This is a genomic window from Roseibium aquae (genome assembly GCF_008711285.1).
Classification (GTDB): domain Bacteria; phylum Pseudomonadota; class Alphaproteobacteria; order Rhizobiales; family Stappiaceae; genus Roseibium; species Roseibium aquae.
Genome location: NZ_VXDC01000001.1, coordinates 389,448 through 405,155 on the forward strand (window position 1 = coordinate 389,448; position 15,708 = coordinate 405,155).

Genomic DNA, 15,708 nt, shown 5'->3' on the forward strand with positions numbered 1-15,708 from the left:
TCAGGCGCCTTTCTTCAGCTCGGCAACGCGGTCGGCATATCGCTTGAAGAGGTGCTCCAGCCGCTCGGTATCGTTCCGGAAAGGACGCCCGATATACATGGACTCCAGCAGTTCATCGTTGCGCCGATGCGCCTGCCTCAGATCGTCCGGCATCTTGTCCGGGTCGTAGAGTTGCGCGATGGTCTTTGGGTGATGATCGGCACGCACCAGAAGGATTTCACGCGCGCTTTCTTCAAGCGCGGATTTCTGCACTTCCGTGAAATCCGGAACGGGGAACGTGTTCCAGCCGAGGGTATTGGAATAGCGAAAGTCGGATTTCAGTTTACCGCAGACTGTAGCGACCCAAACGAGGTGTAACCTCGACCCAATTATCGACATACACCAAGTGCCCCCATCGTAAATTGCGAATGCAAGGTTCGAAATGATCGCATCATCGCCCCGATAGTCGACAGGTAGGTATGGTCTGTTTTCTGATGACACGCTGGGAACTACAACGACATTATTCTCGGCTACATTTTGAATCTGAAGAAATCGATAAGGTGTTTTTGCGTGAGGCCTTGTTGTTGGCGCCTTACTAATTGCTCGCATATCGGCGACCTCTTTGAACCGTCGCGCAAATTCAGGTATCGCAGAAGCTTCCTGAGCGTCGTGATGATCAACCCAAATGCAATAGCGCTCTATCCCCCTTATCAACTCTTGTGACCCCATGTATCTCTTAATAAATTTCTCGGCCTGCGGTGCACTATTAAGCAAGGCCGATCGTTCATCGGGGGTAAGACTTAAATGGCCTCCGTCGGTTGGCATGTTTCCTTTTTCCATCCTCGGCAAACGAAACAACGGCGGAGAGGCAAGAACAAATACGTCTGGAGCGTCTAGTAAGTAGGCATTAATGTTGAAGCATGAGTAAGAGACGCCGCCGTCAAATATTTTATTCTCTTTTTTACTCCTATTTCTAAGCCCAACTACTACACATATGACGGCGGCATTCGACGCGGCATTATTTTTCCATTTAAAGGAACGATGAGCAAAATCGATTTCTAACCCGTCACGCAGAATGTTTGACCACAGGGCTCCAACGGCTTGACCTTGGCAAATCGAATTCGTTGATACCAATGCCGACTTGGCATTTTTTCCGCGAATGTACTGTGCCGCCTTGAAAATCCAGCATGAGACGAAATCAATTCGGCGGTAGGCCTCCAAATGCCCTTCAAGGACATAATCCATGTCAGCGTTTTGTTCAGGCGACCGTGAGTTGTCGCCTAAAAATGGCGGGTTCCCGCAAATGAAAACCTCTTCAATGAGATCGGGAGGGGGACATACGGACTCCCAGTTCACCCTCAGGGCGTTTTCGCAGACGATGTGTCCGCCATCCCGGAGAGGTAGCGCGGGCGGCATGCGACCGAAGACGTCCGCAAAACGCGCATTCGCCTGATACTCGGCAATGAAGAGCGCCAGTTTCGCCGTTTCCGCCGCGAAATCGGTGATTTCGATGCCGTGGAAATTGCTGAGGGAAACGGCGGAAAACATTTCCATCGCATGGCCCGGATCGATTTCCTCTAACCGCTTCAGGATCCGGATTTCCCTGTCCCGAAGTTCCCGGTAGGAGACAACGAGAAAGTTTCCAGATCCGCAGGCAGGGTCGAACACCCGGATCTTGGATATCCGTTGCAGGACGGCGCGCAGGGCCGAAGCCTTGGTCCAGGCCTTCTCGATGGCCTCGTCCAGGTCGTCCAGGAACAGCGGGCCGATCACCTTCAGGATGTTCGGCACGCTGGTGTAATGCATGCCGAGTTCCGACCGGGCCTTGGGGTCGGCAATGGACTGGATCATCGAGCCGAAGATGTCCGGATTGATCTCCTTCCAGTCCATCCCTGCGGCGTCTTTCAGGTACTGAAAGGCTGTTCGCGAGAAGATGGGTACCGCAATTCCTTCCGCGAACAGGCCGCCGTTCACATAAGGAAAAACATCTGCCCATTTAGGCAGGTCGTGTCGCTTGTCCGGCGACGTCGCCATGGCCGTGAAAGCCGCAAGGATTGCCTCTTGGGCCGTCTCGCCTGCGTTCCCGCCATAATCCGTCAGACAACGGGCAAAGAGATTGTCGGGAAGGATTCCCGTATCCTCCGCGAACAGACAGAAGACGATCCGCGTCATGAACTGGTTCATGACATGCCGGTTCTCGTCTTTCCCCCATTCCGGATTGGCCTTGATCAGGGCGTCATACAGTTTCGCGAGGCGGCTGGTGGCGCGAATATCGACCGGGTTTTCATCAGCCGCCTTGAAGCGCTCGAACCCTGCCAGCGGCAGGAAGAAGCCGAAATTGTCCTTGAGTTCCGCGTAGTCGCAAAACCGTGCCTCACCGGATTTCATGTCCCGGGCGGCAACGGACGTTCCGTCCGTTGTGATGGCGACCCGGACCTTGCGGGTCTTCGTAGCCTTGGATCCACAGAGGGTTTCCAGCGCCTCTTCAGTCTTCCCTTCTTCGGCGGGAAGGAAGTGGAACTTTCCGTTGAGCAGTGTACCGCCTGGAAGATCCGTCCGGTTCATCGCTCCGGACTTCAACTTGGAAATGTTGGCATTTGAGGTGCCTATGGCCTCGGCCAAGGCAATCGGGAAAACTTCCGGCTCGAATTCTCCGGCAAAAAGCCGCTCAAATGCTTCTTCAACTTCAACGACGTTCACGAAACACCCATCCCCAGACGACGCCGCACGAATCCTTCGACGCCTTGCAATTCTCAGTTTTAATCAGAGAGAATACCGGTTTGCATTCATAGGTCTAGGCCGGAAGCCTGGAATTCGAATTCCTTGCCGGGGAGAGTTTCAAGCACACCGACTTCCGGGGCCATCCACAACAAGAAAAGGCGCCCCATTTCGGGGGCGCCTTCCTTGCTTAGAGCAACCTTCCGACTACAAAAAACCAGGAAGCCAGTGCATGGAAATCCCACACCACAACCGCCCGGTAGTCCGTACCGTCAGGCTTGCTGGCTTCGATAGCGAGCAACACCTTCATGGCGTTCTCCTTCTACCGTGCACCGGGTCCCTTACGGTAGTCGACAAGGTGCATTGGGCCAGCGAGTTTTGAGGTCTTTTTTTGCTGTATTCGGTCCGCTCGGTGATCCTCAAACACGCTTCGACTATTTCGTTAGCGATTATTAATGTGGGTACCGAAATTTGAATTGCAATGTTCAAACAGCAGGTCTGAAGCAAAAATACGATATGCAATTTTACCGTTGGAGCGATCGTCACAGAAGTCCGAGAATCCCTAACGGCGACTGAAGTAGGCCGAATACCCCAGATGCTCCAAGCCGCCAGAATCCATGTCGAAGCAGACTTATGCTGCCGCGGTGGGCTAGGATCATTCATCGGATCTGCGATCCGCTGTGAGACGCGCGCTAACGCGGCGTCTTGGCGCTTCCACGTCCCCTAACGGGCACATGAAACCCGGCCAATGATTGCGTTTCTAGGAAACCAGTAGCGAATCGACCTTCAGCAGAGAACCGCTCGCAACGTTTCTCTACCACGTCGTAGGAGCTCTGGAACATCGGACACCAAAATCCGCTCCCATGCCATCGAATGAGCGATGTCATGCAGAAATGCCGATAGTTCTGCCCAACTGCCGGGTTCGTGTGTCTGACGATCTAGAAACGTATTGCTGACAAGCTTTATTTCTGACCCGGAGCGACGTTGTGTAAGTTGCTCGAGAGCATCGGTAAGCCACTGGGCGCGAGTACGTAAATCTTTTTCGAGTTTTTTCTTGTTCGGTTTTCCCGCTTCAGCTTCCTCGATGATTTTGAGGACTTCGACCAGGCGCTCAATGACTAAAGGAATGAGCTCGTCACGCGCTCGGTCAGCCAATGACCGAAGTTCCTCGGACGCAGATCGCTTATTGGCCTTAAGTTTTCTTGGAGGATCCGGTACATCGGCATTCTTTTCCGCGAGCTCGCGATGATGCTTCACAATCTTGCTGACGTCGGATACCCGAAGCCGTTCCCCCCTTTCAAGACATTCTCTCACTTCCGCGAACGCGGTGTAGGGGGCTGTCGCGAGACGGACCAACGCGGTCTGCGGTAAGGCTAAGCCTTCGTCCGTCAGAAACAGTGGATTGTCCCTAAACCGCAAGTACACGTTGATAGCGTCCCGGGCCCATTGCTCCGACATGCCGGTTTCCGCTTCGACCCAAGGGAGCCAAGCACCGTGAGGAAGGGTGTCACGCCAATGCGCCAGCTTTTCTCCTGCTTCCATGAGAGATCGCGCACCAGCGATTAGGTCTGCACGGATCGCAATCGCATCGGATCTGAGCTGTTCGCGAAGAGCGGCGGGAATAGCATCGTAGTTGAAGCCAACTGCAATGTTGTCTCCACCATTCTTAATGGTCGCAGATTTGGTCATGAAAACACCCCGGAACGAATTGCTCCTACCGGACTATCTGATGAAAGTTCTTAAATCCCCAATAATTGGGGATTTGAAATCGCGGGAGCCACATGGCGTTGGCTAAGGCTGTGCAGCCATTCCGGGGTTTGCCACCGCGATCTTATATGTCGGTCGCTCAAGGAATCGTTTCCGTGGATTTCGGACCAATCTCAAGGATTCATCCATTCGGAGGTTCAAGCGCTCATGAGGTCGGTACAGAGTCGGTACAAATTGCCGAAACAGCAATTATACGCTACCGGTCTCAATTTGCTGATTGAGTTAAATCTCTGTATTCATTTAGAAAATTTGGTAGCGGGAGAGGGACTCGAACCCCCGACACGCGGATTATGATTCCGCTGCTCTAACCACCTGAGCTACCCCGCCATCTCTCGCGGCCGGGAGGCCCAGCCGGACGATGTCGGCGCTTATAATCGGGCCATCGACGGGCGTCAAGCGCAGAAATGGCGGGCCGGCCCAAACCGGCTCTCTCCCCTCTTCCCATGTGTCGTCGCGCCGCTGTCAGGCGGCGGAAACGGGGCTTTCGGCCTGTGGAAAATCGACCGCCCAGGTGCCGGTCCGCTCGGTCTTGTGGATCCAGCCGCCGCCCAGAACCCGGGCGGTTTCATCGTCGCTGTCGAAGAACACGCAGGCCTGCCCGGGGGCCACGCCGGCCTCGCTGGTGGCAAGGTCCACGAAAGCCCGTCCGCCCAGAAGCCGGAGCGTCGCCGGCGCCGGCGGGCGGGTCGAGCGCACCTTGGCGAACAGCGGCAGCCCCTCGCCTTCGTCCAGCGGGGCGTCGCCGATCCAGTTCAGTTCACGCAGCAGGATCGTGCGGGTGGCCAGGGCCTCGCGCGGCCCGACCACCACGCGCTTTTCGTCCGCATCGAGGCGCACGACATAGAGCGGCTCTCCGGTCGCCACCCCAAGGCCCCGGCGCTGGCCGACCGTGTAGTGGATGATCCCGTCATGGCTGCCCAGGACGCGGCCGTCCATATGGACGATGGCGCCCGGTTCGGCGGCATTGGGCCGGAGCTTGCGGATCACTTCGGCGTAGTCGCCGTTGGGAACGAAACAGATGTCCTGGCTGTCCGGCTTGTCGGCCACCGCCAGGCCGAATTCGCGGGCCAGTTCGCGCACCCTTGCCTTTGGCAGGCCGCCGAGGGGAAAGCGCACGAAATCGAGCTGATCCTGCGTGGTAGCGAACAGGAAGTAGCTCTGGTCCCGGTCCAGATCCACCGGCCGGTACAGGGCCCGCTTGTTCCCGGCGGGGGCGGAGCGCACGTAATGGCCGGTCGCAAGGGCATCGGCCCCCAGATCCCGCGCGGTCTTCAGAAGGTCCGTGAACTTGACGGTCTGGTTGCAGGAAACACAAGGGATCGGGGTTTCGCCGGCGATGTAGCTGTCGGCGAAACGGTCCATCACCTGTTCCTTGAAGCGGCTTTCATAGTCCAGCACGTAATGCGGGATGCCGATCTTGTCCGCCGCCAGGCGGGCATCGTGAATGTCGACGCCCGCGCAGCAGGCCTTCGCCTTGCTCACTGCCGCGCCGTGGTCGTAGAGCTGCAAGGTCACCCCGACCACGTCATAACCCTCGCGCTTCATCATGGCAGCGACGACGGAACTGTCGACGCCGCCGGACATCGCAACGACAACGCGCGTGTCTTCGGGTCTTCCGGGAAGATCCAGACTGTTTCGCATATGGCCTACCAGGACACTGTTGATTTGACGGCGGATCGCTTGGCGATCCGCGGTTGCCGACCGGAGATTTCGCTGGCCGCGGCCGTCTCCCGTCTCGTTGGCCGCAATATAAGGGGAAAGGTGGCGGAATCCAATTCCCCTTGTGGCGCCCGGCGTGGCGCCCGGCGTGGCGTCTGGTGTGGCGCCCGGCAATCCTTTCCGCATTGGGGGCACTCCTTGCCGCGCTGGACCGGGTCTATTCAGTGCGCCGGTTTTCAGGTTGTTGGAAAACAACAGGAAAATCATCTTTTCAGACTTGGCCCGACATTTGCTGACAGAACCCCGACGAGATGTGTCCAGACGGACCGGAGACTTCGGGGGCGGATGTGCTGCCATTTGGATTTTCGACTGTGAGCATGCGGGCGGGCGCCGGACAGCCCGGTGCCGGAGCCGGTGCCGGAGCCGCCGAGGCTTCGCCGGCTGCTGCGATGATGGCCGGTGGCCCGGTCTCCGATACGGGCGTCAAAACCGGATCCGGCACCGGGCTGTCCTTCACCGACGTGCTGTCTGGCGGCAAGAACGCGGGCAAGCCGGAAGATGGCGCGCAGGCCGGTGCCGCGGACCTCGCGGTTCCGGCAGTGGAAGCGGGCGGCGGGGAGGCCGGCGCCGAGGCTGGCAATGTCCCGGCCGTGCCGCTGGATATGCCGGGTATCGGCTCCGCTTCGGTCCTGCCGCTCATGGCTTGGGCTGGGTCTGACGGGGCCGGGGCTGGCGGGGCGGCGGATGGCGGCGTGGCTCCTGGTCAGGGTGTTTCTGGGTCCGAAAGTGCGGGGACGGCGGCTGGTTCTGGCGGGCAGGGAGGCAGCGCCCCGGTCCCGTCCCCGTTCGCGTCGATGGTGCCTGGCGGACTGGAGCCCGTGACTGCCGGGGCGGCTGCCCCGGTGTCCCCGTCCGGCGCTCAGGGCGCTGGTGACGGGGCGGGGCCTCTTGCGGGATCTGCCGAACGGGTATCAGGTCAATCCAGCCAGTCCGGAGCATCCATCCCGGTCACCGGCCACCGCTGGCAAACGGAATTGCAGCCCGAGTTGCGCGCCTCCGCCTTCGTGTCCGCGCAGGCTCGCGGGCAAATGACGGGCGGTCCTGGTTCTCAAGGTCTTGCCAATCCCTCACCTTTGGCTGCGGCTGGCTCGGGGGCGGGCGCGGCCAATCCAGCCCTTGGCAGCGTTCTGCCGGGTGTCTTGCCGGCTGACGGGGTGTCCGATCTTCTGATGGCCGCGCCAGTCTCGGCGGATTTGGCCGCGGAATCTCCGACAGAGCCGCCCTCTGCCGGGGTTGCGGGTGCGGACGAGGCTGGGCTTGATGTGGCCCTGATCAAGCCAGGGGCCGGATCTGCCCAGGGCGGATCTGTTCCAGATGACGCCGGCGCGCCGGTGGCCGAGCGCGGTGCCGGTGCATCCCTGCTGACGGGTCTTGCGGCAAAGCCGGTCACCCAAATCAAGGCAACGGCCAAAACCACGGCCCAAATCCCGGCCCAAACCCCGGTGCAGACGCCAGCGGTCAGTTCTCAGGACGGTGCCAAAATGCCTTCGGTTGGACAGCCGGCTCCCGGCGCATCCATGAGCGCCCTTGAGGCTCTGCGACAGGAGGGGGCCACCAATGGCGCTGCCGTGGACGCAGACAGTCTCGCGGACCAGGTGCAGGATCAGATCGTGCGGCCCGACACCAAACCTTTGACCGGGCAGGTTCCGGTCCTGCCTGTGGCCGGACGGGCGGCCGGTCTGTCCTTGGCCCCGGGAGGGACTGCCGCCCTGCCGACACCGGATATGCCGCCGGAAACGGCCGCTGGTTCTCCAGACGTTTTGGGGGATGCGGCTGTGGACCCTGGGGAAGTGGATCTTACCCTGCGCACCGTCTCCTCATCGTCAGCGGGCATGGCAGGGCATGACGCCAACAAACCGGGCGCGCAATCAGGGCCGGGGACACTGGCTGCGCAGGGTGTGCCTGTTCAAACGGGCATTGCCGCCCTGGCTGCCGGGGGCATGCTTGCAGTGAGCAGCGAGCTATTCGCCAATCCTGACTATCCGAACGCCATCGGGCTCGAGTTCCGGTCCGGCGGGGCAGGCTTCGATCCTGTCGCCCTGTCCCGGTCCGATGCCATGACGAACCCCGGTCAGGCGCAATCGGGCCAACTGGCAACGCAAGTTGCCGGCGAGATGGCGCGGAACCTTCAGAACGGACAAACCCGTTTTCAGATGCGCTTTGATCCGCCCGAACTCGGCAGGGTTGAAGTGAAGATGAAGGTTGGGGCCGACGGAACGGTGCAGGCCCATCTGATCGTCGAGCGCGCGGAAACCCTGGACATGTTCTTGCGGGATCAACGCGGGCTTGAAAAGGCGCTGGAAGCCGCCGGGTTGAATGCGGATTCCGAGAGCTTGAAGTTCTCCCTGAAGGATCAGGGGAGCCAGGGATTTGGGTCTGGCGACAATGATCAAGGTGGCTCGAACCGCCTGGCAGATGGTGGCGGGCCGGACGGTAAGGAGGATGCGGATGAGACCGGATCTGTAATGCAGCCGGTTCAATTTCACTCCAACGGCCGTCCCATGGGATTGGATATTCAGGTTTGAGGACGTAGCGGTCGGTTCCGCGGCAGCCGAACACCCTCTTGTGTCTAAGGATGAGAACGCATGATAACCCTTCCAAGTCCGACGCAGAACGGCGGCGGCGTGCAAAGCAGTCCAACCGGCAGTGCCGAGCAATCACTCCTTGGCAATTACGATCTGTTTTTGACGCTCCTCACCACCCAGATCCAGAATCAGGATCCGTTGGAGCCGCTGGATTCCGCAGAATACACCAACCAGCTGGTTCAATACTCATCGGTCGAACAATCCATTCAAACCAATGACTATCTGAAAGAGCTGCTCGCCTCGATGCAAAGCGCGCAGGCATCCAGCTATGTCAGCTATCTTGGCACCGAAGTCTCGGCAAAGGGAGGAACGACCTCGCTGAGGGGTGGTACCGCCTCCTGGGATTTCACTTTGGGGCAGGAGGCCGCTGGCAAGGTGGAAATCGTGAATGGAAGTGGCAATGTCGTCTTCAGCGACGACATTTCCATGCCTGCAGGGTCCAATAGTTATGTTTGGGACGGCAAGAATGACGCCGGCGGTGTCGAGTCCGACGGTTCCTATACCATTCGCTTCGATCTGAAGAATGCATCGGGAAACACCATCACCCCTTCCGTTGAAATCAGCGGCGTGGTGGATGGGGTCGATTTGTCCTCGGGCACCCCGTTTCTGCAGATCGGGGGATCCAGAGTACCGGTCAGCAACGTCACGAGCGTGCGCGCGATTTAGGTGACCAGCCGCAGCATCGCAGGGGGGCGGCCGATGCTTGGACATGAGCTAACTGGGCTTTTGCGGTCTTACATTTAAACCGCAGCCGTGACAGTCTTGCCGAACTTGGCCGCCAACCCAGGAAGCTGCAGATCAGTTGCACCATCCATGATCCGGTCGCCTCAGTTCGGATCCGTGGATGGCGGAGCTGGGTTTGATCGCGCGTCATGCTCCTGACCTCTCTCCGCCGTCGCTTGAAGCAAATGTGCCTCCGAAAGTGTGGACGAGCTGATGTCTGGTTTGGGGCGGTTTTGGGAGAAACCGCGACATGCTTTGCGAATTGCAAGTACTCAGCCTGCTAGTTAACAAATCATTATTTGGATGGTTCAAGTTTGATTCTTTCTCAGGTCATATACCTAATAAACATTCATATTTTCGGGATTCTATAGTTAACGATTCGTCTATGGTGGCTTAGGTAAATTTTAAGCTACTGCTCGTAATCTCACAAATACCAAGGTCATGGTTAGTGTGAGAGTACAATGACCGAACAAGTTCGTTCGCGCGTAAAATATGTAATCGGTCCTGATGGCAGCCCGCTCACGATTGCGGATCTGCCGCCGACCTCGACGAAACGATGGGTTATCCGCCGCAAGGCGGAGGTTGTGGCCGCTGTGCGGGGCGGGCTCCTGTCTTTGGAGGAAGCGTGCCAACGCTATACCTTGACGGTCGAAGAATTCCTGTCCTGGCAAAGCTCCATTGAAAAACACGGTCTGGCTGGACTTCGGGCGACACGCATCCAGCAATACCGGAATTAGCAATCCGCTGTTTTCAAGTTGCCTGGATCGTTCTGTAGGGTCGGCCACGCCGGCCCTTTTTTGTTATCATCGATCGACGGGCCTCTCCCGAAGTATGACGAATGGTTAACGGGACCGGCAATTTTTCCCCATCCAATTTGCAATTTGCATAAACGAGTTTCGCGGAAATCCGCCATCCGGCCGTGACGGCGCTGTTTGCGTTAACCACTTGTTAACCTTCTGGGCGGCAGATTTTGCCCAGTGGTTAACAAGTGAGGGAATCCGCACGCCGATTCAGGCATTTAAGCGGGCGGGTTTCGCAAAGAACTGTGCGGGCGGGCATCTGTGAACGGGTTCATCGAATTCATCAGGACACTTGGACCAGCGCGGGTGGCGGCCATGGGGGCTGTCGCCGCCATCTTGATTGGCGTGTTTGCCTTCATCATTTTCCGCGTCACGGCCCCCCAAATGTCGACGCTGTATACGGATTTGACCCTTGAGGACTCGGGGGCGATTGTCACCCAGCTGGAAAGCCTTGGCGTTCCCTTCGAGTTGCAGCGGCAGGGGGAGACGATCCTGGTGCCGCGCGAGCGGGTTGCGCGGTTGCGGATGCAACTTGCCGAAGACGGCCTGCCCACCGGCGGGTCGATGGGCTATGAGATTTTCGACCGCTCGGACACGCTCGGGGCGACGAGTTTCGTGCAGAACATCAATCACCTGCGGGCCATGGAAGGCGAGCTATCGCGCACGATCGTCGCGATCGACCGCATCAACGCCGCCCGGGTTCATCTGGTTATCCCGGAGCGTCAACTGTTTCAGCGGGATCAGCGCCCCCCTTCCGCTTCGATCGTGTTGAACGTTCGGGGCGCGCTCGGTCAAAGCGAGGTGAGGGCAATTCAGCACCTGGTCGCCACCGCGGTTGAAGGTTTGTCGCCCGAACGTGTGTCGATCGTCGACGAAACAGGCCGTCTCCTTGCGTCGGGTGTCGGCAGCGAGGATGAGGGCATCGTCGCCGCTGCGCTCCAGGAGCGTGTGGTCGCGATCGAAACCCGCTTGCGGAACCAGATCGAGGAAATCCTCAACTCTGTCGTGGGACCCGGGCGGGCCCGGGTCCGTGTTGCGGCGGATGTCGACTTCAACAGAACGACGGAGACTACCGAAACGTTCGATCCGGATGGTCAGGTTGTCCGATCGACCCAGACCCGTGAAGAGGCATCGTCCAGCACGGATAACCCGGACCAGGTGACCGTGGGCAATCAGTTGCCGAACGCGGAAGCCGGGGACGCGGAAGGCGGTTCGCTCGACCAATCCACTTCGACCGAAGAAATCGTCAATTTCGAGATTTCCCGGTCCACGCGCACGGAAGTCGTAGAGGCGGGGCGGGTCCAGCGTCTGTCGGTCGCCGTTCTGGTTGACGGAACCTACGAGCCCAACGAAGATGGAACGGTCGTGTATGCGCCGCGGAGCCAGGAAGCCCTGGACCGAATCGCGGTGCTCGTCCGGTCCGCAGTCGGCTTTGATGAAAGCCGGGGCGATGTGGTTGAAGTGGTGAACCTGCAGTTCGCACGGCCACCGCAGGCCGACCTTGGTACAGATACCGGTGGGCTCTTTAACTTTACGCGGGACGACCTGTTGCGCTTTGCCGAGCTTGGCGTGCTGTTGTTGATCTCGATCCTACTGCTCCTGTTTGTGGTGCGCCCGCTGTTGAAGCGGATCGTGACCCCGGAGGAGAAGGAGCCGCAAGAATTGGTCATCGGGCCTGATGGAACCCTGATTGCGGACTCCAGCGGTGCTGCCAATGAGCCGGAAGAGGACGAAATGAGGATTGAATGGCTGGAAGAAGCGATGGCGGAAGGCGCGCTGCAAGCCAATTCGATCGCCAAGGTCGGAACGATGATAGCCGATTATCCGACAGAGGCCGTGACAATCGTGCGCGGCTGGCTCGATGAGGAAGCTGCTTGATGGCAAAGGATGCGCTTCAAAACCAGCTGACCGTAAGTGCCGATGAGGCAGAGCGCGAGCTGCGCGGATCGGAGCGCGCCGCGGTGCTGTTGCTTGCATTGGGCGAAGACCATGGTCGGCCAATCTGGGAAAAGCTGGACGAGATCGAAATCAAGCAGATTTCCGCAGCCATGGCCAATATCGGCCCGGTCACGCCGCAGATGCTGGAGAACCTGTTCATCGATTTCGTGCGCCGCATCAGCTCCAAGGGGGCGCTGACCGGAAATGTCGATGCGACGGAACGGCTGTTGGCAAACTTCCTCCCGCAGGATCGCGTGTCTCTCATCATGGAAGAGATCCGGGGGCCGGCCGGCCGGAACATGTGGGAGAAACTGTCCAACGTTCAGGAAAACGTTCTGGCGAACTACCTCAAGAACGAGTACCCGCAAACAGTCGCCGTTGTCCTGTCCAAGATCAATTCGGATCATGCCGCGCGCGTTCTTGGGATTTTGCCCGAAGAACTGGCGCTCGAGGTGGTCAGCCGCATGCTGCGGATGGACGCGATCCAGAAGGAGGTTCTGGAAAAAGTGGAACAGACCCTCCGGGTCGAGTTCATGTCCAATCTCACCAATACCTCGCGGCGCGACAGTCACGAGATGATGGCGGAGATCTTCAACAATTTCGACCGGCAGACGGAAGCCCGGTTCCTGGCGGCTCTTGAAGAGGAAAACCGGGAAGCGGCCGACCGCATCAAGACATTGATGTTTACCTTCGATGATCTGATGAAACTGGATGCCGCCAGCTGCCAGACCTTGTTGCGGAGCGTGGAGAAGGATCAGCTCGCGATTGCCCTCAAGGGGTCGACCGACAGCGCGCGCGATTTCTTTCTCTCGAACATGTCCCAACGCGCGGCGAAGCTGCTTCAGGACGATATGGATGCGCTTGGCCCTGTCCGGTTGCGCGATGTAGACGATGCGCAAAGCAAGATGGTCAACCTGGCGAAGGATCTTGCCGCCAAAGGCGAGATCATGATTTCCAAGTCGAAGGGCGACGACGAGATCATTTACTGATGATGAAGGCGGGGGAACTCCCCCTTGAACACTATGGGCAAGATGGTCAGTCCGTCGAAATTTCTGTTTGATGTGGATTTTGCCGCGCCGCCGGAGCCTGAAGAGCTGCCGTCGGCCGAACCCGAAATCCCGATGATTCCGGTGAACGAGCACAACCGGCTCTTGCAAGAAGCGAAGGCGCAGGCTTTCGAGCAAGGGCGGATGCAAGCGTTGCAGGAGCACCAGTCCCATCAGGACCGCCTTCTGACGGAAGAAGTGGGCCATCTTGTCGGCGCGGTCGGGCGGGTGCTTGGCGAATTGGAGGAAGATCAGGCGGCCTTGGAAAAAGACGCGGCCAGCCTCGCCTTCCTCGTGGCCCGCCGCCTGTGCGCGCACCTGATCGCGCGCCAGCCTCTCGCCGAAATCGTTGCACTGGTCAGCGGTGCACTCGGACCGCTGCGCCGCGCACCACACCTTGTGATCCGCATACACGAACGGGATGTGGAAGCGTTGAAAAAACGTCTCGATCCCATCGTGATGGAAAAGGGCTATGACGGACGGCTCGTGATCTTGGGAGAGCCTGACATTGCCCGCGGGGACTGCCGGATCGAGTGGGCGGACGGCGGTATCATTCGCGACCGCAAGGCGCTGGAACGCGAGATCGACGCCCGGATCAAGGCTTACCTCCAAGCCCGGGCAAACGAACGACAAGCTGGAAAAGTGGCGGCTGATCCCAACACACAGAGGGATGAATAAACATGGCTGAAGAACAAGAAGCCGGGATTCCGCTCAACGAGCTGGATGCTCCTGCGACTCAAAGCAGCGATGAGGAATTGGCAGCACCGCAATCGGCTGCCGATCTTGAAGCTGTTTTCGACGTGCCTGTGCGGATCTCGGCCGTGCTGGGTCACTCCAAAATGCATGTGTCAGATCTTCTCAAACTCGCCTCCGGGACCGTTTTGGAACTGGATCGGAAGGTGGGGGAGGCAATCGACATCTATGTGAATGACCGGCTGGTGGCGCGCGGTGAGGTCGTCCTGGTTGAAGACAAACTCGGCGTGACCATGACCGAGATCATCAAGACAGACCGGTAGGGGGTGGGGCCATGCGGCTTTTGATCATCGGATCCCTTGGAGGTCAGCTTAGCGCGGCGTCGAAGATCGCCATGCAGCGCGGGGCTAAGGTCACACATGCGGACGCCATCGATGGAGCGCTCCAGATCCTGCGCTCGGGCCGCGGCGCCGACTTGTTGATGGTCGATGTCAGCCTTGATATTGCGGGGTTGCAGGCGAAGCTGCAGGCCGAGCGCGTACACGTCCCGATTGTCGCGTGCGGTGTCGAAAACGACGCAAAGGCCGCCGTCTCGGCGATCCGCGCCGGTGCCAAGGAGTATATTCCGCTCCCGCCGGATCCAGAACTCATTGCAGCCGTGCTTTCAGCGGTCGCGCAGGAGCGCGGCGATCTGATCTATCGTGACGACGCCATGGCGGCGGTCGTCAAGCTTGCGGAGCAGATTGCGCCGTCTGACGCCTCTGTCCTGATTACCGGTGAATCGGGCACGGGCAAGGAAGTCATCGCTCGGCATGTGCACAGATGCTCGAACCGGGCCTCCAAACCTTTTATTTCCATCAATTGCGCTGCAATTCCCGAGCATCTCCTGGAATCGGAATTGTTCGGCCACGAGAAAGGTGCCTTCACCGGCGCTGTCGCCCGCCGGATCGGGAAGTTCGAGGAAGCCAATGGCGGAACGCTGCTGCTCGACGAGATTTCCGAAATGGATGTGCGGCTGCAAGCCAAACTGCTTCGGGCCATTCAGGAACGGGTCATCGACCGGGTTGGCGGCAGCCGTCCGGTCCCGGTCGACATCCGCATTCTGGCCACCTCCAACCGGGATCTGGCCGAAAGCGTGCGCCAAGGCCAATTTCGCGAAGACCTTTTGTTCCGTTTGAACGTTGTCAATCTGAAGCTGCCCCCCTTGCGGGAGCGTCCGGCGGACATTCTGGAACTCGCCCGGTTCTTTATAGCGCATTACTCCGCGGCCAATGGTGTGCCGGAGCGCCCGCTTGCGGCCGATGCCCGGCACGGGCTGATGACCAATCCCTGGCCTGGAAATGTGCGCGAGCTAGAAAACACCATGCACCGCGCCGTTTTGTTGGCCATGGGCGATGAAATCGGGATTGAGGCGATCCGGATGCCGGATGGCAGCCCCATCCTGGTCGATCGCGGTCCGGCCATGCGCGCGGCTCAGGCCGCGGAAGCCGTTACGCGATCCTTTGTCGGGCGCACGGTCGCGGATGTGGAACGCGATCTCATCCTTGAAACGCTCGATCATTGTCTGGGCAACCGGACCCACGCAGCGAAAATTCTGGGTATCTCAATCCGCACGCTGCGCAACAAGCTGAATCAATATACCGATGAAGGTGTTGCTGTTCCGGCACCGGGAGAAATCCGTGGTGTGTCGTAAAACGGACCGGATTTCGAGGTTCAAGGGTTAGGCGGGTCGATAGACGC

At 59.1% G+C, this 15,708-nt stretch carries 11 protein-coding genes and 1 tRNA gene; 8 read left to right on the plus strand and 4 right to left on the minus strand.

Features of this window, described 5'->3' with window-relative positions; genetic code table 11:
* The 4 genes from F0184_RS01675 to mnmA all read right to left on the minus strand — a co-directional run bounded on the left by F0184_RS01675 (nucleotide 1) and on the right by mnmA (nucleotide 6,105).
* On the minus strand, nucleotides 1-2,679 hold the full coding sequence (locus F0184_RS01675) for a class I SAM-dependent DNA methyltransferase (RefSeq protein ID WP_150493798.1): 2,679 nt from the start codon (nucleotides 2,677-2,679) through the stop codon (nucleotides 1-3).
* A gap of 804 nt (nucleotides 2,680-3,483) precedes the next feature.
* Nucleotides 3,484-4,386, minus strand: a complete 903-nt coding sequence (locus tag F0184_RS01680; protein WP_150493800.1) for a hypothetical protein — start codon at nucleotides 4,384-4,386, stop codon at nucleotides 3,484-3,486.
* Between the two features lie 328 nt (nucleotides 4,387-4,714).
* A tRNA-Met gene (locus F0184_RS01685) sits at nucleotides 4,715-4,791 on the minus strand.
* A gap of 135 nt (nucleotides 4,792-4,926) precedes the next feature.
* A complete protein-coding gene (mnmA, locus tag F0184_RS01690) occupies nucleotides 4,927-6,105 on the minus strand; it encodes a tRNA 2-thiouridine(34) synthase MnmA (protein ID WP_150493802.1) in 1,179 nt (392 codons plus the stop codon).
* A gap of 395 nt (nucleotides 6,106-6,500) precedes the next feature.
* On the opposite strand from mnmA, the gene F0184_RS01695 reads away from it, so the two are divergent.
* The 8 genes from F0184_RS01695 (at nucleotide 6,501) to flbD (ending at nucleotide 15,661) form a co-directional block, all read left to right on the plus strand.
* Entirely contained in the window at nucleotides 6,501-8,708 is a 2,208-nt protein-coding gene (locus tag F0184_RS01695; protein WP_244298962.1) for a flagellar hook-length control protein FliK, read from the plus strand.
* Between the two features lie 60 nt (nucleotides 8,709-8,768).
* On the plus strand, nucleotides 8,769-9,434 hold the full coding sequence (locus F0184_RS01700; protein WP_150493806.1) for a flagellar hook assembly protein FlgD: 666 nt from the start codon (nucleotides 8,769-8,771) through the stop codon (nucleotides 9,432-9,434).
* Nucleotides 9,435-9,952: 518 nt separating this feature from the next.
* Nucleotides 9,953-10,228 (plus strand): CtrA inhibitor SciP, encoded by a 276-nt coding sequence (gene sciP / locus F0184_RS01705; RefSeq protein WP_150493808.1) that lies wholly within the window; start codon nucleotides 9,953-9,955, stop codon nucleotides 10,226-10,228.
* A gap of 324 nt (nucleotides 10,229-10,552) precedes the next feature.
* The gene (fliF, locus tag F0184_RS01710) at nucleotides 10,553-12,169 is read left to right on the plus strand and encodes a flagellar basal-body MS-ring/collar protein FliF (protein WP_150493810.1); all 1,617 of its coding nucleotides are present in this window, start codon (nucleotides 10,553-10,555) and stop codon (nucleotides 12,167-12,169) included.
* Complete coding sequence (gene fliG, locus F0184_RS01715) at nucleotides 12,169-13,218, plus strand: flagellar motor switch protein FliG (RefSeq protein WP_150493812.1); 1,050 nt, start codon at nucleotides 12,169-12,171, stop codon at nucleotides 13,216-13,218. The genes fliF and fliG overlap by 1 nt, the downstream gene beginning before the upstream one ends.
* 33 nt (nucleotides 13,219-13,251) lie before the next feature.
* The gene (locus F0184_RS01720; protein WP_150494598.1) at nucleotides 13,252-13,953 is read left to right on the plus strand and encodes a FliH/SctL family protein; all 702 of its coding nucleotides are present in this window, start codon (nucleotides 13,252-13,254) and stop codon (nucleotides 13,951-13,953) included.
* Between the two features lie 2 nt (nucleotides 13,954-13,955).
* A complete protein-coding gene (gene fliN, locus F0184_RS01725) occupies nucleotides 13,956-14,291 on the plus strand; it encodes a flagellar motor switch protein FliN (protein WP_150493814.1) in 336 nt (111 codons plus the stop codon).
* An 11-nt stretch (nucleotides 14,292-14,302) separates the two neighbouring features.
* Nucleotides 14,303-15,661, plus strand: a complete 1,359-nt coding sequence (gene flbD, locus F0184_RS01730) for a sigma-54-dependent transcriptional regulator FlbD (protein ID WP_150493816.1) — start codon at nucleotides 14,303-14,305, stop codon at nucleotides 15,659-15,661.
* Nucleotides 15,662-15,708 lie beyond the last annotated feature (47 nt).

What these genes read in the sequence shown, in the direction of transcription:
- F0184_RS01680 (WP_150493800.1), bottom strand. Translation starts at nt 4,386, where the DNA reads ATGACCAAATCTGCGACCATTAAGAATGGTGGAGACAACATTGCAGTT.
- mnmA (WP_150493802.1), bottom strand. Translation starts at nt 6,105, where the DNA reads ATGCGAAACAGTCTGGATCTTCCCGGAAGACCCGAAGACACGCGCGTT.
- F0184_RS01695 (WP_244298962.1), top strand. Translation starts at nt 6,501, where the DNA reads ATGCGGGCGGGCGCCGGACAGCCCGGTGCCGGAGCCGGTGCCGGAGCC.
- F0184_RS01700 (WP_150493806.1), top strand. Translation starts at nt 8,769, where the DNA reads ATGATAACCCTTCCAAGTCCGACGCAGAACGGCGGCGGCGTGCAAAGC.
- sciP (WP_150493808.1), top strand. Translation starts at nt 9,953, where the DNA reads ATGACCGAACAAGTTCGTTCGCGCGTAAAATATGTAATCGGTCCTGAT.
- fliG (WP_150493812.1), top strand. Translation starts at nt 12,169, where the DNA reads ATGGCAAAGGATGCGCTTCAAAACCAGCTGACCGTAAGTGCCGATGAG.
- F0184_RS01720 (WP_150494598.1), top strand. Translation starts at nt 13,252, where the DNA reads ATGGGCAAGATGGTCAGTCCGTCGAAATTTCTGTTTGATGTGGATTTT.
- fliN (WP_150493814.1), top strand. Translation starts at nt 13,956, where the DNA reads ATGGCTGAAGAACAAGAAGCCGGGATTCCGCTCAACGAGCTGGATGCT.
- flbD (WP_150493816.1), top strand. Translation starts at nt 14,303, where the DNA reads ATGCGGCTTTTGATCATCGGATCCCTTGGAGGTCAGCTTAGCGCGGCG.